15 protein-coding genes are annotated in these 17,868 nt (G+C 35.8%); 1 reads left to right on the forward strand and 14 read right to left on the reverse strand.

The window, feature by feature from the left end:
- Nucleotides 1–52: 52 nt before the first annotated feature.
- The 3 genes from G530_RS0101155 to gdhA all read right to left on the reverse strand — a co-directional run bounded on the left by G530_RS0101155 (nucleotide 53) and on the right by gdhA (nucleotide 4,593).
- Nucleotides 53–2,452 (reverse strand): TonB-dependent receptor, encoded by a 2,400-nt coding sequence (locus G530_RS0101155; protein WP_026932781.1) that lies wholly within the window; start codon nucleotides 2,450–2,452, stop codon nucleotides 53–55.
- Nucleotides 2,453–3,172, reverse strand: coding sequence for a DNA repair protein RecO (gene recO / locus G530_RS0101160; protein WP_026932782.1), 720 nt, complete (start codon nucleotides 3,170–3,172; stop codon nucleotides 2,453–2,455).
- Nucleotides 3,173–3,249: 77 nt separating this feature from the next.
- Nucleotides 3,250–4,593 (reverse strand): NADP-specific glutamate dehydrogenase, encoded by a 1,344-nt coding sequence (gdhA, locus tag G530_RS0101165; protein WP_026932783.1) that lies wholly within the window; start codon nucleotides 4,591–4,593, stop codon nucleotides 3,250–3,252.
- A gap of 201 nt (nucleotides 4,594–4,794) precedes the next feature.
- Between gdhA and G530_RS0101170 the strand changes: the two genes are divergently transcribed.
- A complete protein-coding gene (locus G530_RS0101170; RefSeq protein ID WP_026932784.1) occupies nucleotides 4,795–5,571 on the forward strand; it encodes a THC0290_0291 family protein in 777 nt (258 codons plus the stop codon).
- Here G530_RS0101170 and pncA read toward each other — a convergent pair.
- The 11 genes from pncA to G530_RS0101225 form a co-directional block, all read right to left on the reverse strand.
- Nucleotides 5,568–6,179: a bifunctional nicotinamidase/pyrazinamidase gene (gene pncA, locus G530_RS0101175; RefSeq protein WP_026932785.1), complete on the reverse strand. Its 612-nt coding sequence runs from the start codon at nucleotides 6,177–6,179 to the stop codon at nucleotides 5,568–5,570. The two genes, G530_RS0101170 and pncA, sit on opposite strands and share 4 nt — an antisense overlap.
- Entirely contained in the window at nucleotides 6,179–7,588 is a 1,410-nt protein-coding gene (locus G530_RS0101180; RefSeq protein ID WP_026932786.1) for a nicotinate phosphoribosyltransferase, read from the reverse strand. Before G530_RS0101180 ends, pncA begins: the two co-directional genes overlap by 1 nt.
- A 15-nt stretch (nucleotides 7,589–7,603) precedes the next feature.
- On the reverse strand, nucleotides 7,604–8,140 hold the full coding sequence (locus tag G530_RS0101185; protein ID WP_026932787.1) for a macro domain-containing protein: 537 nt from the start codon (nucleotides 8,138–8,140) through the stop codon (nucleotides 7,604–7,606).
- A gap of 209 nt (nucleotides 8,141–8,349) precedes the next feature.
- Nucleotides 8,350–10,593: an inorganic phosphate transporter gene (locus G530_RS0101190; protein WP_026932788.1), complete on the reverse strand. Its 2,244-nt coding sequence runs from the start codon at nucleotides 10,591–10,593 to the stop codon at nucleotides 8,350–8,352.
- Between the two features lie 70 nt (nucleotides 10,594–10,663).
- A complete protein-coding gene (locus G530_RS0101195) occupies nucleotides 10,664–11,869 on the reverse strand; it encodes a porin (protein WP_026932789.1) in 1,206 nt (401 codons plus the stop codon).
- A gap of 584 nt (nucleotides 11,870–12,453) precedes the next feature.
- Complete coding sequence (locus G530_RS0101200; RefSeq protein ID WP_026932790.1) at nucleotides 12,454–13,113, reverse strand: NUMOD1 domain-containing DNA-binding protein; 660 nt, start codon at nucleotides 13,111–13,113, stop codon at nucleotides 12,454–12,456.
- 6 nt (nucleotides 13,114–13,119) lie between these two features.
- On the reverse strand, nucleotides 13,120–14,511 hold the full coding sequence (locus G530_RS0101205; protein ID WP_026932791.1) for a primase-helicase family protein: 1,392 nt from the start codon (nucleotides 14,509–14,511) through the stop codon (nucleotides 13,120–13,122).
- A gap of 186 nt (nucleotides 14,512–14,697) precedes the next feature.
- A complete protein-coding gene (locus G530_RS0101210) occupies nucleotides 14,698–15,570 on the reverse strand; it encodes a hypothetical protein (protein ID WP_026932792.1) in 873 nt (290 codons plus the stop codon).
- Between the two features lie 157 nt (nucleotides 15,571–15,727).
- Nucleotides 15,728–15,973, reverse strand: coding sequence for a hypothetical protein (locus tag G530_RS16415; RefSeq protein WP_026932793.1), 246 nt, complete (start codon nucleotides 15,971–15,973; stop codon nucleotides 15,728–15,730).
- A gap of 22 nt (nucleotides 15,974–15,995) precedes the next feature.
- A complete protein-coding gene (locus G530_RS0101220) occupies nucleotides 15,996–16,979 on the reverse strand; it encodes a DUF3871 family protein (RefSeq protein WP_026932794.1) in 984 nt (327 codons plus the stop codon).
- Nucleotides 16,960–17,850 carry an AAA family ATPase gene (locus G530_RS0101225; RefSeq protein ID WP_026932795.1) on the reverse strand — a complete coding sequence of 297 codons (891 nt, stop codon included), beginning with the start codon at nucleotides 17,848–17,850 and terminating at the stop codon, nucleotides 16,960–16,962. Before G530_RS0101225 ends, G530_RS0101220 begins: the two co-directional genes overlap by 20 nt.
- Nucleotides 17,851–17,868: the final 18 nt, after the last annotated feature.

Below are 17,868 nucleotides of genomic sequence, written 5' to 3' on the forward strand. Positions count from 1 at the left end.
CCTAAAGTAAAAACTTAAAAAGCTGAAACTTAACTAATTTTAAAACTCTAACTTAAAAGGTATAAGACAGGGCTATGATCAAATTCCTGCCAACCGCAGCTATTCCAGATGAATATGTACGATATCGTTGATCTGTAATATTTTCTACTGAAACTGTTGCTAGCCAGTTAGTATTCAATTCATATTGCCCGGTAAGATTCAAAGTATACCAGGAAGGTGAATAAGGATTGCCGTTATCATCCAGAGCATATAAATATGGTTTGTCCTGCTCTCCCGGCGCCAGATCTTCAAAATCGAACTGCCCGTTATATTCAGTAAAAAGATCAAATTTTAATCTCCGTTTATTCCAGATCAAATGAGTATTTCCAAATAAAGGAGCGGCATGTCTTAAAGGAACATATTCTCCGCCTTCGTTTTCCTCACCATGAGTAAAGCTAAATTGAGATTTAAGTCTTAATGCGACTGAAAAGTCAACTTCCAGCCCTGCCTCTACCCCATAAACATAAGCATTTGCAGCATTTTGAATAGCCTGAACCCTGCTTGACTCTCCCTGGTATTCAATTTGGGTAACTCCATCCAGATCGAAATCCCGACGAACCATGGCGTTATCCAGATAGGTGTAATATCCGGTTAATCCCAGCCTTATATTATCAGAGAATACAAAATCAGCACCTAATTCAGCATTATAGGCATATTCAGATTTTAAGCCAGGGTTTGGCACAACGACCGAGCCCGGTTCAGAATCGAAAATCTTACCAATATCATCGATATTTGGAGCACGGAAAGCTGTAGACAGACCTAGCCTCCAGCCAATAAAATCATTCTGTCTCCAGTTTAAACCAAGACTCCCGGTTAAGGCACCTGTACTGATATCTGCCTTTTCAAAAGGGAAATCATAAAATCTATCATCAAAACTCGCATCTACAAGAATGTGGTTATACCTTACCCCAGACTGAAGGGAAAAATCTTCAGTGAGCTTCCACTGATAACTGGTATAAATAGCCATAGATTGCCAGGCTGATCCATCTGGATAACGACTGGCGGTTTCCCCAATTTCTGAGGTTTCAATATTTCTGAAACTACCATTAGAGGCTATTTGATTCAAAACATATTCTGCACCATAGAAAAGTTTACTCTCAGACAGTTCTTTTTCAAAATCCAGATTCGCTGAATAGGCGTGCACATTTTCTTCAGTTGAAAACAGTACCGGATCTCCAAAATTTCGATCATTTCTACTTTCAGCAAAAAACTGATAGGCCGCGGTAAATTGCATCTTATTATAGAATTCAGAATTGCTCCTATGATTGACATTAAGATCTCCCAGGAACCATTTTTGAGGCCCGTAATACCATTCTGCAGAACGTAAAACGCCGTATCTTTTTCTGTACAGCCTGTCATAACGAGGAAAATTAGAGGTCTCAGAATAGATAAGACCCAGATTAAAATCCCAGTCTTTTGATGGCATATATTTGATTTTCTGAAGTAGGTTTAACTGATCGTAACCCGTAGGCTTTTGTACCAGAGGATCATCATTTTTCACCATAACATCTATACCATCCTGTCTTACGGCGTATTCTGGTCTTAAATAATCATCAGGACCATGTTCGCCCATTTTTTGATCTCCAAAATCTGAATAGGTAATTCCAGACCTGAAAGCCCAATTATCACGACCTATATTAACATCTGCATGTACCGTATTCTCATTATTGGCAGTTGAAAACCTGGTAAATATATTTCCTGAAATGGAAGTACCTCCATCAAAGCTGAATTTCGGTTTCAATGTATAGAAATTCATTACCCCTCCTATTGCATCACTTCCATAAACTACTGATCCGGGACCAAGAATAACCTCAGCACTCTCTACCATCATTGGGTCTACAGAGATAACGTTTTGAAGATTCCCGCTTCTGAAAATCGCGGAATTCATTCTTACCCCATCAACCGTTAAGAGAAGTCTATTAGTAGCAAAGCCTCGAATAATAGGACTCCCCCCGCCTAACTGACTCTTCTGGACATACACCTGCCCTGTACTTTCCAGAAGATCTGCAGAAGTCTGTGGATTGGCCAGTTGAATTTCTGAAGGTATGATGCTTACTATTTTCTGAGGAATTTCATCTTTATTCAATTTGAATCTGGCTACAGATAGGGTAACCTCCTCTAATTGATTTTCACTGGAATGCAAGAGAACAATATTACTGTTATTCAAGATCTCTCTCTTTCTTCGATAAGCTTCTATATAAGAAGAAGAGTTAAAAATGATCACTTCGGTATCTGTAAAATCTGTGATATCTGCCTTTCCAGAAACATCACTTTTCACCGAAACCGATCTGTCTTTATTATAGATAGAAACATTTTCTACCGGTTGCCCGGAACTATTATCTATTACCGTAATCTCCTGAGCAGAAGAAATTGAAAATATTAAAAGAAATAAGACAAGTAATCCTAATCGCATTTAGCCAAAAATTTCATTTAGTACACTTAGAGACTTTGGTTTTCGGAAGCCTTCGATATGCAATTCATAGTATAATAAAAGCATGTTGAGAAAATCATTCCTTGAAGTTTGATTCATTTTGATATTATGCAACGCATCAAAATCAGTGCCCAACAGGCTTTTGAGCAAAACTACATTTTTACCCTCTATACAATAGTCATTTGAAGAAAAATCCTGAAAAACACCATCCAGTAAATTAAAAACAGGCAGGTCCTGAATCCCTGTTTCAGGCTGGAAGCCCAGGTACCTGGTTAAGTTGAGCAAGAATAGTAAATGAAAATTCGCGATTTTATCTAAATTGTCAAGCACCTGAAAACTATATTCCAGGTATCTGAAAAGCGGTTCGTTAGATCCTTCTTCGTGAATTGTATTTCTCAGCATTTCTGCCAGGAACATAGTCATGGCCTGTTTTACCGGATGCGTATGTAGATTGATATAGCTTACAGAAACCTTGGCTTCTTTGATATATTCCATTTTTCCACCTCCTCGGTGATTCGCCACTATTTCCAGTTGCGTGAGACTCTGAAACATGGAAGCTTTAAATCTCCCCTTTTTAGACTTTAGCACACCTTTAAGCATATAGGTACAGAGACCGTCAGATAACGTAAATGCTTTCACTATCAGATCGGCCTCCCCGTATTTTAAAGCACTAATTACTATTGCTTTGGTGTGGATGAGCATTCAGGAATATTTGGCATGAATTTAAAAAAAAAGCCGCTTTAAAAAAGCGGCTCTTACTATATAAATATTATTGAGTTTTAAACAACTCCCTGAGAAAGCATCGCGTCGGCCACTTTTACAAAACCGGCAATATTCGCTCCTTTTACATAATCTACGTATCCATCTTCTTCAGTTCCAAACTCAACACATTTCTCATGAATATCATTCATGATCTCGTGAAGTTTTTTATCAACCTCTTCAGCAGACCAGCTGTATCTCATAGAGTTTTGAGACATCTCTAAACCTGAAGTTGCAACACCACCGGCGTTAGAAGCTTTTCCTGGTGAGAAAAGGATCTTTTCTTTTGTGAAAACTGAAATTGCTTCTGGAGTACAAGGCATGTTAGCACCTTCTCCTACACATATACATCCATTTTTCACCAATGTTTTTGCATCTTCTTCCTGAAGCTCATTTTGAGTTGCACAAGGAAGCGCTACATCACATTTAATACCCCATGGAGTTTTTCCTTCGTGGTATTCAGCAGAAGAGTATTTATCAACATATTCACTAATTCTACCTCTCCTTTCATTCTTCAATTCCATAATGAATTGAAGCTTCTCTTCATTGATTCCGTCCTTATCGTATATAAAACCACCAGAATCAGACATAGTCACCACTTTACCACCAAGCTGAGTAACCTTTTCAGCAGCAAACTGAGCAACGTTACCTGCCCCAGAGATCACTACTGTTTTACCTTCAAGTTTTTCTCCTCTGGTATGCAACATATTCTGTGCAAAGTATACGTTACCGTAACCTGTCGCCTCTGGTCTAATCAAAGAACCACCATATGAAAGTCCTTTTCCGGTAAGTATACCGGTAAATTCATTCTGGATCTTTTTATATTGACCAAATAGGTAACCAATCTCACGTGCACCAACACCAATATCCCCGGCAGGAACATCACAGTTAGCTCCAATATGTCTTTGAAGTTCTGTCATAAAACTCTGGCAGAATTTCATCACTTCATTGTCAGATTTTCCTTTAGGATCAAAATCAGATCCACCTTTACCACCGCCCATAGGCAGGGTAGTAAGACTATTCTTAAAAACCTGTTCAAAGGCAAGGAATTTAAGAATACTAAGGTTTACAGATGGGTGAAAACGCAGACCTCCTTTATATGGCCCGATCGCCGAATTCATTTGAATACGGAAACCTCTATTCACCTGGATATCCCCATTATCATCTAACCATGGCACCCTGAACATCATCACTCTCTCAGGCTCTACCATTCTTTCCAGAAGCATTTTGTTCTGGTATTTTTTATTTTTCTCAATAAAAGGAATCACCGTTTCAGCAACCTCATGAACCGCTTGCATGAATTCTGGCTCGTTTTGATTTCTGGTTGATACCTTATCCAGAAAATTTTTGATATTTTCTTCCATAATGACTGGCACAATTATTAAATTATAAAAATTTTGTCCAAATAGTGTCGCAAATATAAATATTCTCTAACGATTAGAAGTTTCATTTTATCATTTCATATAAAATTAACTTTTATATTTAGTCCCCCTACAATACTAAGAATAATAGAATTTACGTTAATGTAGTTTTGCTATATTTGCTGATACTGCAAGTCAACTCTCATGATTCACACCAGAGCAATCTTTTTTTTAATGCTTGTTCTCTCGCTTTGGTCGGGTAAGACTTATGGACAGTTGTATATTTCTCATGAAGTAGGCGTTATAACAGGTCCTGCCGGTTTTTTTACCGATTATGGCGAAAGATGGAATGTTCGTAACAACCTTGAAAATGAAGGTTTCGGGGTTGGCCTGGTATATTATGCAAATTTTGCCTACAAACCTTATTGTAATTGTAAACCCACCAATCTATTCTTTAAAAAACATTTCAGAATAAGGGCAGAGATCGATTATTTGAGGTCCAAATTAGATCATTTTGGTCCCGTTGCTAGAAAGAACAATGAAGGCGGTAAACAATTAAGGGCTATGCATGGCAGCACAGAGTTATATCAAGGTGGTTTATCCCTGGAATACCATTTTTTCGGTATCAAGGAAGCCAGAGATTTTGCTGTACTATTTGCTCCCTTTATTGGACTTGGCGTCAATTATGTTCATTACCGGCCAGATGCTTATTCAGATTTAGGCCCCCTAGATAGTCCCAAGGTTTTGTTCAATACTTTTGAAGATGGTATTTTCCTTGAACCGGGAAACACCTTTTCTATTCAGGGACTGGCAGGTGTTCGATATAGATTGGGCAGGTATAATGATCTACAACTGGAAGCCAGGGCAATTTATTATGACTCTGACCGCATTGAAGGATTGGATGTTCAGGGACCACAGAACAAATTCAATGACTTCGTGTTATGGTTAAATATCGGGTATATCTATTACCTTGATTTTTAAAAATCCAGATCACCGGATTTAATAATTTTTCCGCCTTTTCTTAAAATATCTATTCTCGCGTTTTCAAAATCACTTTGATTTAGAGCCCTTGTAGCATCCTCAAGCAGGATACAGTTAAACCCTTCACTTATTGCGTCTTTTATTGAAAAATAAACACAGTATTCAGCTGCTAGTCCAACAAAATAAAGATTTTCAACCTTTTTCTCTTTGAGATAGCCTGTGAGACCAGTAGATTTTAAATGTGCATTATCATAAAATCCGCTATAACTATCGATCTTTATATCTGTTCCTTTTCGAAAGATAGTTTCAATATTTGAAGATTTAAGATCTGAATGGAACTTTGCACCTTCTGAATTCTGAATACAATGTTCTGGCCATAAAACCTGATCTAATCCATCTAATTTCATCACCTCGAACTCCTTTACATTCTCATGTGAGCTCGCGAAACTGGCATGCCCAGCCGGGTGCCAGTCTTGAGTAGCTATCACCAATTCAAATTTAGCCTGGAGATCATTAATAATCGGAACAATTTCATCGCCATTTGGCACGGCTAAAGCACCACCGGGCATAAAATCGTTTTGAACATCAATAATTACAAGTGCGTTCATTATAATTTCTGTTTAGATGACTTAATAAGTTTTTCTCTTTCACCCCTCAAACGATCACTAATCCCAATTTTATAGATATGCGGATTATTAAATCGCTTATATTCTATGGGTAATTCTGAAAGCCTGGAAAGGCTATAATCTGAAATTTCTTTGAGAGTCCTTTTGCTTATCAGCATTTCCCCATTTTCCATCACCTTTTGCAAGATCGCCTCCTGATGAAATTTAGAAACATCCATTGATTTATATGGCTCAAAAGGATGAAACATTTCGGTTATTTTTTCCTCTTGAGAAAGTCCGATAGCGTCTGCACCAATACATTTGCCATTTTCATCTTTCATCCTGAAAACCTGCTTTTTATGTGGAAGCGTTACCTTAAATATACTTTCTGAAATTTTGATCCTAGGCTTCCCGTTAGAAAAAGCTAATTTATATACCCCATCAAGTGCACCATCAGGGTCCCCGGTCACGAGGTTAGTCCCAACGCCAAAAATATCTATTGGTGCCTGTTGTTCCAATAAACTTTTTATAACATGTTCATCTAACTGGTTTGAAGCGGCAATTTTTACATAATTAAGCCCGGCCTCGTCCAGTAATTTTCTGCTCTGCCTGGCGAAGTAAGAAAGATCTCCACTGTCTAAGCGAATAGCCAGTAATTTTTGCCCCCTGGCTTCCATTTCCTTTGCTACGGTAATAGCATTTGGAACGCCACTTTTAAGAGTGTTATAGGTGTCAACCAATAGCACACAATCTTCAGGCCGACCAACTGCGAAATCACGAAATGCCTCCAACTCATCATCATAACTCTGAATATAGGAATGAGCCATAGTCCCCGAAACCGGAATATCAAATTCCTTTCCCGCAAGAACGTTACTCGTTCCATTAAATCCACCAATGACAGCAGCCCGGGACGCGTAAAAACCTCCAGTTGCCTGGGCCCTGCGTAAACCGAAATCCAGTAAAGCTGCATCTCCTGCTACCAGTCTTATCCTGCTCGCTTTTGTTGCTATGAGGGTTTGAAAATTCAATAGATTCAATAGAATAGTTTCTATGATCTGTGCTTCAATAATATTTGCTTCTACCTGTAGTATTGGCCTGGTAGGAAAAACAACATCCCCTTCCTGAGCCGAATAAATTGTTCCACGAAACCTGAAATCTTTCAGATACTTTAAAAATTCATCATCAAAACCCTGCAATTTTAAAAATTCAAGATCTGATTCATTAAATTTCATTTTCGATATAATTTCCAGGAGGTCTTCCAGACCGGAAAAAATAGCATACCCACCTTGGTATGGTAGTTTTCTGAAATAATAATCGAATATGGCCGTATGGTCCTTATGACCTTTTTTAAAATATACCTGAGCCATAGACAGCTGGTACTGGTCTGTGTAAGTTGCAGAGAAATTATTCATGGGATCCAAAATTGATTAGTCAGTACTGATCGTTTTCAGTTTTGACTCATAAAGATGAAGGTCTTTATCGTTGAACACAACAAATTTAATCTTTTTGAGATGTTCGAGATGAGGCAATTCTGCTAAAACTGTATTAAATACAACTTCTACAGCAAGATCTGCCGGGAAGCCAAAAATTCCGGTAGAGATTCCTGGAAATCCTATAGAATTTAGATGATTTGATTCAGCAATTTTAAGGCTATTACGGTAGCAAGAAGCCAGCAACTCCTTCTCAGGTTTGTCCTTTCCATAGACAGGACCCAGACAATGAATTATTTTTTTATTGGGTAACTTATAGGCATTTGTAATAACGGCCTCTCCGGGATAAATTGGAGCCAATGCTTTGCATTCCTTATAAAGGCCATGACCGGCTGCTTTATGAATAGCTCCTGCAACACCTCCTCCCGGTGCCAATTCTGCATTAGCTGCGTTTACCACGACATCTAATTCCGGCTGATCTGCAATATCACCTTTGGAAACTTCCAGTTCAATATTATGTTGGGAGTACATCATACTTTCAAGGTATAATTTACTGAATATATACTAAAACGGAGAACACTATTTGAGGTATTAGTCTTTTAGACCCTCTTATTGCTATTTGATACATAGCTTTTAAAGAAGACGGAGGTATTTTAGAATTTAAGAGATGTCCTGAAACTTTACACAAACAAAAAAAAAGCCACTCAGATCTGAGTGGCTTTTTCAATTTCAATTTTATAAAACTAGACTTTCTTATAGCTTGAATTATACTCTTCCATAAGATTCATGATCGCATGCATAAGCTCTTTAGTCTCTAACAATATGTTGAAATATAAAGTTGTGTTCTTAGGACTGGATTCTTCGGTCCTTGTTCTTGCAACCTGCTTTTCAACTTTATCATTAATACTCTGCAAAATTTCACCTTTAGAATCTACAATATCACTAATGTAGTCAAACCTCTTTTCGGTAAAGATTCTATCAATCTTACCCAGCAGTTCACTTAGAGTATCATCTATCTCCTTAAGATCTGTAATTTGATTATATCTAAGCGGCTTATGATTGTTGTTGATATGCTTATAACTCTTTTTAGAAATATACTCCAGAGACTGAGCAATATCTGTTAGGTAACCAAGTATAGTAATGTAAAAACTACTACCTCTTACACTTGTTTCATCAAGACTTTTAATGAAGAAGAAAATATGATCTCTTAATTCTTCAATTTCAGCTTCGAGTTTATCAACCCCCTTCTTACTTTTCTTTAGTTTCTTCTTATCCTGCTTGGCAAGACCTGTAAGTACATCTGAGTAGATCTTATTAGATCTTGATACAACGTTAGAAATATTCTCTGCACTTTCAGCAATAATCCCCTGAACCGTTTTACTATCAGACTTTCTCAATCCAGATTTATCAGCCTTGGCAATAGCCTTATTTTTATGAGAAATATAATTTCTTGCCAGTAAGCCAATAGCTACTAATAGTAGAATAGCAATAGCAGGACCTTTTCCAAGGAAAATTATATAAGTAAGGATACCGGCAGCGGAAAAGGCACTAAATGCCGTAAAAAACCAACCACCAATCACATTTAATACACCGGCAACTCTGTAGACTGCACTCTCTCGTCCCCACGCCTTATCTGCTAATGAAGTACCCATAGCCACCATAAAGGTAACGTATGTAGTAGATAATGGTAATTTATATGATGTAGCAATAGAAATTAGCACACCCGCAACAGTTAAGTTGATAGATGCCCTGATCATATCAAATGCCGGTTGCTCTTCAGACTTGTCACCTACCAGAATATCTTCAGGTTTATCAAAACTTTTGCTGATAGTTCTCCTAGCACCTGTTGGCATAATTCGTTTTATACTATCTGAAAGTGCTGTACTACCAGAAACAACCGCTCTGGAAAGCATATTCGGATTGAATTTTTCTGTACCGTGTCCCTGTCTGGAAAGACCAATTTCAGTTTCGGCTACACTTCTGGCCTTTTTAGAGAACCATAATGTTAATACCATAATACCTCCTGAAATAAATAACAGTATAGGTTCAGCAGGAACTTTTTCTCTTAAAACTTCCATAGAGAAAGTAGAAGCAGCCTGTCCAGATGCAGCCCATGCTTCATAAGAATGGTAAGCTGCCATAGGCACCCCGATAAAGTTTACAAGATCGTTCCCTGAGAATGCAAGCGCTAATCCAAAAGTACCTATAGCGATCACAATGATGAGGATACTTTTCTTAAAGATCTTCATGAATAACCATGAGAACAGCGTCCAGAAAACAAAGCTTACCGCAACTACAGTTATCCATTGGCTAGCAAGAACATCTTTAAAACTATCATAATATGGAGTCCCTTTTAAACCTTTAAAGAAAATAAAATATCCTATGGCAGTTAAACAAACACCTCCAAAAAGAGCTCCGAAATTCTTGACCTTCTTTTCATATTCAAAAGAAAATACCAGCCTGGAAAGCCATTGAACTAAGGCCCCGATGGTAAATGCAATAACTACAGACAGGAATATTCCTGAAATAATTTCAGTTGCTTTATCGGTATTAATGTATGCTGCGAGATCGGCAAGGGTTTGTGAATCTGATGCGCTAATTTTTATAAGCGCCATCACTACCGCAGCCCCTAGTAATTCAAATACAATAGATACCGTTGTAGAGGTTGGCATCCCGAGTGTATTAAAAAAGTCCAGCAGGAGTATATCTGTGATCATGACGGCCATGAAGATGATCATGATCTCATCAAAATAGAACTGACCCGGCATAAATATACCTTTCCGGGCTACCTCCATCATACCACTGGAAAATACGGCTCCGAAAAATATCCCCAGACTGGCAACGATCATAATTGTTTTAAATGAGATCGCCTTAGAACCAATCGCAGAGTTCAAAAAGTTTACCGCATCATTACTAACTCCAACCACCAGATCTGCGATGGCAAGAACAACTAATGCTACTAACATTAACAAATAAATATTTTCCATTTTGTCTGTTTAAAAAGCGGTGCAAGTATCCAACCTAATTAGGGATTTACCGTTACCAAATTGTTAATTTTTAAAAGTGAAAATCAAATCCGGCTCTAAAAGAAATAAAATCATTTAGACCATCCTGTCTCGCATAATTCAAATCTGCCTGAACCTTTAATTTATGACCTACGATATATTTAGAAGCTCCTAAAGTATACTCTTCTCGATCCAGAAGATTTGTGACCTCACTAAAGTCGTTCATTGAATAACGCGCTGCAATCTCGTAATTATTCTTAAATAAGTAACCAGCCTGAACATTAAATGCGTCACCTTCAGCAACAATAAAATCAGGAAGGTTTGTTTCACCTGTACGAATAGCTAAAGGTTCTTCTGCATCTCTGTTTGCGTATTCAGCTAAAAATGAAAGGCCATTGTATTTAAAAACAGCGTCTACAAAGATGGTGCTTATATCGGTTTCAAATATTTCTCCGTTTTCAAGGATCATAAAACTTCCCTGGTTACTTCTAGTTTTAACTGCATTATTATTGAAGTCATATACCGCTCCTACCATTACTTTTGGTGATTTCTCTCTTTCAAGATCAGATTGTGAATAATCACCTTTCCCTTCAAATTCTCCAAATGGTAAAAACTCAAGTCTTCCTGTATATTGTAGTCCTCCTATATTACCAACATTCACATTTCTACCTTCACCCTGGGACAAAGCGAATTTTTCCTTTATAACAAATTTTTCCCCTAAATTGATCTTATGGTGAAGCTGAAGCCCAATATCACGATCTATGTTGAACCTACTGTTTAAGATAGATCTATCTATAAACTGAAGGTTTCCAGATGAGATCACACGCTCTACATTACCAGGAAGTTTAGTTTGACCCGCCCATAATTCGAAATTCTCATAGAAATTCCATTTCAGAACGGCATCCAGGATATATCGCGGTGCATTTCCTGTGAATTGATTAGCACCTCCAATATCATTACTAGAAAGACCTAATTCAATTTTATACTTAAGTTTTGGAGTAAGTGCCCATCCATCAAACTTTAATCTTGCCCTTCTAATAAGGAAAGCCTGTTCTGGATCTTCATAGCTTTCACCATCATGATCCCAGGTTGTAAAAGACCTAAATTGAATTCTGGGAGCAAATTTCACACTAAAAGAACTGTCTTTAGCAGTAAAATTAATTAGTCCTTTGCCAAATTTAGTATCGCTAATTTCCTGTGAGTGCAGGTTCAGAGAAGTAAAAACACATACAATTACTATGTAGATAGCATTTTTCATCAAATCGTCTATTAAGTTTTTGTCGGGGGCAAAGAAACGATTCTAACGTTAACTTAATGTTTCCTAAGCATTAAGGCTATAGTAATATTTAAAATAAAAAAGGGCCGTCTAGAGACAGCCCTTACACACTATATTAATCAAGTCGACAAAAACTTAAACGATTTTTAAGTGTGCATTTTTAATGCAACAAATAAAACCTACAAGTTTAAACTTACTGTCACCAATACATTAAATTAAAATTAAGGTTTCCCTATTTTAAGTGATAGGTAGAGGAATAAATAGCATTAAAAAGAAAAAGTCACTCGAAAATCGAATGGCTTTTGTTGTTGCTCCTCTAGGGCTCCCTTCGAATTCGCTCAGGATAAACCTCCCGCCCTGATAAATTCCATAAAAAAACCCATCTAAAAAAGATGGGTTTTGAAGCTCCTCCTCTTGGGCTCGAACCAAGGAAGGTTATGGTAGTCATATCAGTCTTTTTCAAAGGTTCCCTATCTATGGGTATCCGAAAAGTATGCCTTCTATTAAGTTTTTAATACTAATTATAAAATTAATGAAAAGAATATTCAAAAATAACTACTTTCAATTCAATCCTTATATTTCCATATATATCCTCCAGAAGAATCTCTTTCACCACGACATACTCTAGAAATACATGTCTTGCTTAACCCACTTTTTGTTGCAGCTTCTGTCACAGAAATAAATTCATCAATTACATTATAATTTAAGTCCAGTTGTATTACTTTCTTTTTTCTAGAATCTCCATTTGGTATAAATTCAACATTTTTTTTATAGCTCCAATAATATCCTTTTACTGAACCATTAGCACTTAAACACGCCCTTGAAATATCTTGCTTGCTGCCATTTATTGAAATTGCTGCAGCATCCAAAGTTTCATGCACCTGAATTAATTCTTTTGTTTCAATATTATATTGATATATATTCTTTTTTATTCCTCCGCCAGAATCAGAATTATATCCTTTGAGGTTTGATGAGTATTGTATGATATATTTCTTTTCCTTTTCTGCTAATTCATTTGAACAGCTAGCTGTATCAATTTCTTCCCACACAAAAGCTTCCTCACCATATGTACGAATAGCTTCTTGAAATGCTCCACCTACCCCTTTTCTTGCTTTCTGTAGATGGTCTTTTTTTCTTGTCTTGATTAATTTATTTGTAATACCAATGTAAACTTCCTGTGTAACTTGATTTACTGCCTTATATACTTTTCCAATTATATTTCCCATATCATTCTAATTTTCAGGGTTTAATTTGAAGAAAAGGCCACAACCAGAAGATTTATCTTCATATACACATTTAATTGAAACCGCGTATTGCTTAGACCATGATGTGAATTGTTTAGAACTCAAATCCGCATATTTGGGATAAAATCCTTGAAAAAACTCGAGGTATTCTCGTTTATCTAACCAAGAATTCAGTTCAAAATATTCTTCAGCAAATTCTAAAAATTCGGGAGAGGTATTATCTAGTATTTTAGATTTAGTCAAATTGAGGTCGGGCACTTCAATTAAACCATTAGAAAGATAAATTTGGACACATTGAAACATGAAAAAATAAAATTTATCCCATTCTTCAACTGGCCATTTTTTTCCGAAAAATCTATTCCCAAATTCATGTTCTGGTTTAAATTTTAAACTATAATAATTTACTATTTCAAACTCATATCTTCTACCTTTATCTGAATCTCCTCCATCCCCATTGACATAATGGTTAGAGGTAATTAAAATTTTTGGAGCATTTTCGTCTTCAATATAAAAGGATTGTTGCCCCTTTTTTTCCACTTCAATACCAGTAGTAAGCATGGAATAGAATATATCAAACTTTATGTTTTTTTGTAAATCATCATATACCAAAATATCTGAAGTCAGATTTATCCGTTGATTTTTAAAATTACCTTCATTTTTTAAATACCTCCCATCAAATTTTTCAGTTTCTCTACATTGCTTTAAAGCATTAGCAAGTAAAGTTTTACCAGTTCTTCCATTCGCCGTTCCACCTACTCCCATTTTCTCATCATAGAGAATCACCGCCTTATGCTCTCCTCTCTCCTTATTTCGATGTAATAAGTATCCTAGAAAAGACTTCATAGCTTTAAATCGTTCTGGCGAATTCCCTGAAATATTATTACAAAAAACCTCAAATTGTCCAGGCTTTTTGCATGCAGGTTCATTATAATTCCTATCTATAATTCTGTTTTGCCAAATTGGGTGAGATAGCTTTTCATTAGGAATTTCTACAATATCATTTTCTGTAATCTCACAATAGCAATTCGCAAAATAAAATCTTGACATGTTGTCGTCATCTCTGTCATCAATTAATTGCGTTGATTTCAATAACTCAAGTTTATTCCAACCAGTATAAGTTCCAGGAGATTTCGCATAAGTATCGTAGACCTCCCTTGTCTCATCCACATCTAGTGTATTTCTCACCAGTTCGACTATATCTTTTTTGGAGACTCTATATAAAATGTTATTGATATTTCTAACTAGAATTGATTTCTTACCTATCTCTAAATGTAGAAACCCATGAGCTTCTAGGAAATCTATAAGTTTACCTTGATTAATTTTAATTGCTCCGTCATCCTTGAAGTGAAAATCTACTTCAATTTTTACTTTTGTATTCATTTACTTTCAAATTTTCTAAGCTTTGCAATATGCATCGCATTCTGAATACAAAGGATTTATTTTGAGCATTTACATTTAGAAAATGGAGTTTTATTGTAGAATAACCAGATAACTAACAATTAACTATCAGAAGATTACAATGACGAAGATTTAGTTTGATGTAGATAATTGTAGTAAAGTGTAGATTTAATTCCGTAAGGTATCTAATATACTATTAAGTTCTTTTTCCTGGTCTTTTTGTTTCTTTGGGATGTCACCTACTACACGAATTGATTCTGAATCTAACTCTATTCCAGAGGCATTAAATATTTTGAAATTATTTGTAATGGCTATCCATTTATTTTTCATGTTAATATGTGGGAATGCTTTCTTATCGGAGAGCCGTTGGAACAGATATTTAGCTTCAGTTGCTTTACCAAGCCATTCAATTCTCAAATCGGAACTATCGTTAGACAAGTTAGCTCCATCAAATACTTTACGTAATTTGACAGACGACCCTGTAGAAATAAATTTTCCCTTAGTTAATGCTGTATAGAAATTTCTGAATTTTTCATTATTATAAGTATCTATATTTTCAAGCTGAATATATCCTAATCTTTTCCTTGATTTACTACCACTACTATTTTGAATTTCACTTACAGACTTAATTTCGATTGAAATTTGGTTTTTAATAAGTTGGCAATATTTTTCAGGTACATTTTTAAATAAAATATTTCCATTTATTTCATTCAAGTCCTGCATTACTGTATCTATTAATCTTTGTTTTTTAGTTGGGTCAGATAGATGAATAAAATCTTCTTTCAAAGAATTTTTTAGGGATTTGAATAAATAATTAATTTCTTCAACAATAATTTCACTTAACTTATGGGTATAGGATTTCTCAATTTGTTGATGGGGGTTATGATAGTCGATTGTAAAACTATCTTCACCATTCCATTGAAAATCTCTTTTCCAAGGATGATACTGTAAATATGTATTACAGAACTCATTTTTCAATTCTTCAAAAAAACCTGGATGCTGGATGGCTTTAATTCTATCTAAACTTTCTAAACTTTTCATATCGATAAAAACTAGTACAGCCTTTTAAATAGGCTGTACCAGCAAATATAATCATGATTTCATTTTCAGTGGCTTTTTGATATAGGAGAAGCCATCTCAAAAGCTTGGTTATCCAAAATACAGCATAACTCCTTGTTATTATATAGCTTTTAAAGGTTTAGACAATTTCAAAGTGATAATGAAAATATGCCAGCCCTTTCACAATAAATACAGTCCTAATTTCAGCAGTAACCTTTACTGCTTCTACCAAAACCTTCTCTCCCTCTTTTAAATCCCCAATTGGGTGTTTCACCACCACTTCAAACGGGCAAAAAAGTAATTTTAATAGGTTATTCCAGGTAACTATATATAATGTATTAGGCGAGCTATATTTCAATATTTCCGCTAAGTGTTTCTCATTCATTTTACTCAAAAGAGCTATATTATTAATTATGTAAGAACCAGTTATCCGACTTGTTTTGCAGTGAATTAACGAGGTTATTCGTTAACTCGTATGCATTTACACTTCGCTCAAAATTGTTGTCAATATAAGAGCTCTTGTTGGCTTCTGTAAACAGATTGTACAACTTCCAGAGGTTGATAGACCCATCATCACTACGCTTAAAATTAGGACAGGTATAGTAGTTTTTCACCACATTATTTATCTGACCGTCATTTAAAGCTACAGAGAATAATTTCTTCTGCTCAGCTTTATCCATAAACTGAAACATTCGGAGTTTCCCTATAAAATGAGCAAACTGCTTTTCAGTTAGATATTGCCTGCTCATTCTCTCCATCAATCCTAAATGATGTTCCCTGTCGTATTGTTGCAACAAACCTTCTACAGCATAAGATAGTTGGTCTGTATTGGTGACTTTAATCTGGTCTGCTAATCCATCTGTACTTATACAGAGGTTAGTACACACCATATTTTTGAAGCCAATAAAGACCTTAAACTTCTCAGGGTTTTTCTTACTGAAAAGATTCTCCTGATTATACGCTCTAACTCCTCCAATAGTTAGGGCTAGATTATTGCCATTTACATTTTCTACTACAGCAGGGATTTCCATCACAAAAGCACACCTTTCATAATAAAGCGTCTTCTCGTGTTCTTTTAATTCCTTGGCAGGTTTACCTATAGCTGAAGGTATTCTCCCCTTTATTAGGTGAGAGGTTCTTATATTAGGTTCCGAAATTTCAAGTTCAGGAAATAAATCCTGAGCTATTTCCCTGGTCTTTTGGACAAATTGATAGTGACTAATCGTGCTTTCATTATCTTTCGCAAAAACTGGTATTATACAGTCTTTTCTTAAGTGTTCCAAGGTGACATTCTTGGTGTTGGCTTCAATAAAGCTTCGATTAGAACTACTTACTATTTCTTTTTCATCTACTATATTATTATGTAGAGGGTTATTTGCGATTAATTCCATTTTCTATATTTTTTGGTTGTTCAACATTGTTTTCTTCAATTACCTGAGCATTTGTATTTTCAATTACTCCCTTGCGCTCCATTATTAAAGGATAAATCTCTTTAGCAAGCGCAGGATATTTTTCATAGATATGCTTCAAACCATTTAAATGATGACATTGAGCAATTTCTTTTTTGACCTTATCTAATGACACTCCTTCACTGCACCAATTCTTTAGCTTTTTTCCAGTTGCAGGATTTATGATAAATTCAGGTTTATCCATAAATAATCCTGTCCTATCCTTTGAAGCCTTAACCAAATGTTTGTCATTAATAAACTCAAAATTGACTGTCAGCTCATACTCAAAACCTTCTCTTGTAATTTCTTTTGTTCCAAGCTTCATTACCTTGGTCTTACCATTCATATCTCGGTCAAGAGAATAATCTACTTTTCTTCTTGTGGTAGCTATTATGTGGCATTTGGACTGAATTAACCCATCTATGAATTGGTTATGTAATGGAGTTATTCGAGCCCAATCTTGGAAACGCCCTCCTAATTTTTCATGCATTTCAAGACAACCACCTTTTCCACTCCATTCATGACTTATAGAATCAACTATAACAACCTCCATTTTAGCCTCTTCACAGGTTTTTATTGCCTGGATATATCTTTCAGGTGAGTATGGTTCCTCAAGGTTCAAAACATTGAATTCTCCTAAATGTGAATAAAGACTGGCTGAATTATTCTCTGTATCTATTACAGCTATCTTATTCCAGTTATTTGTAATTCCATAGGCTAATAATAAGGCGGACATAGTCTTTCCATAACCACTTGGTCCGCTAAGACCTATCCTTAATTTAACTTGGCTTCTTTGAGCCTGTTGTAGTTTCATAATTATTTTTGATTAGAA

It is taken from the genome of Christiangramia echinicola DSM 19838, assembly GCF_000423065.1.
GTDB lineage: Bacteria > Bacteroidota > Bacteroidia > Flavobacteriales > Flavobacteriaceae > Christiangramia > Christiangramia echinicola.

Coding starts and splice junctions, on each gene's coding strand:
- G530_RS0101195 (WP_026932789.1), bottom strand. CDS start 11,869: ATGAAAAATGCTATCTACATAGTAATTGTATGTGTTTTTACTTCTCTG.
- G530_RS0101170 (WP_026932784.1), top strand. CDS start 4,795: ATGATTCACACCAGAGCAATCTTTTTTTTAATGCTTGTTCTCTCGCTT.
- G530_RS0101190 (WP_026932788.1), bottom strand. CDS start 10,593: ATGGAAAATATTTATTTGTTAATGTTAGTAGCATTAGTTGTTCTTGCC.
- G530_RS0101180 (WP_026932786.1), bottom strand. CDS start 7,588: ATGAATAATTTCTCTGCAACTTACACAGACCAGTACCAGCTGTCTATG.
- G530_RS0101185 (WP_026932787.1), bottom strand. CDS start 8,140: ATGATGTACTCCCAACATAATATTGAACTGGAAGTTTCCAAAGGTGAT.
- G530_RS0101225 (WP_026932795.1), bottom strand. CDS start 17,850: ATGAAACTACAACAGGCTCAAAGAAGCCAAGTTAAATTAAGGATAGGT.
- G530_RS0101205 (WP_026932791.1), bottom strand. CDS start 14,511: ATGAATACAAAAGTAAAAATTGAAGTAGATTTTCACTTCAAGGATGAC.
- gdhA (WP_026932783.1), bottom strand. CDS start 4,593: ATGGAAGAAAATATCAAAAATTTTCTGGATAAGGTATCAACCAGAAAT.
- G530_RS16415 (WP_026932793.1), bottom strand. CDS start 15,973: ATGAATGAGAAACACTTAGCGGAAATATTGAAATATAGCTCGCCTAAT.
- G530_RS0101200 (WP_026932790.1), bottom strand. CDS start 13,113: ATGGGAAATATAATTGGAAAAGTATATAAGGCAGTAAATCAAGTTACA.
- G530_RS0101210 (WP_026932792.1), bottom strand. CDS start 15,570: ATGAAAAGTTTAGAAAGTTTAGATAGAATTAAAGCCATCCAGCATCCA.
- pncA (WP_026932785.1), bottom strand. CDS start 6,179: ATGAACGCACTTGTAATTATTGATGTTCAAAACGATTTTATGCCCGGT.
- G530_RS0101155 (WP_026932781.1), bottom strand. CDS start 2,452: ATGCGATTAGGATTACTTGTCTTATTTCTTTTAATATTTTCAATTTCT.
- recO (WP_026932782.1), bottom strand. CDS start 3,172: ATGCTCATCCACACCAAAGCAATAGTAATTAGTGCTTTAAAATACGGG.
- G530_RS0101220 (WP_026932794.1), bottom strand. CDS start 16,979: ATGGAATTAATCGCAAATAACCCTCTACATAATAATATAGTAGATGAA.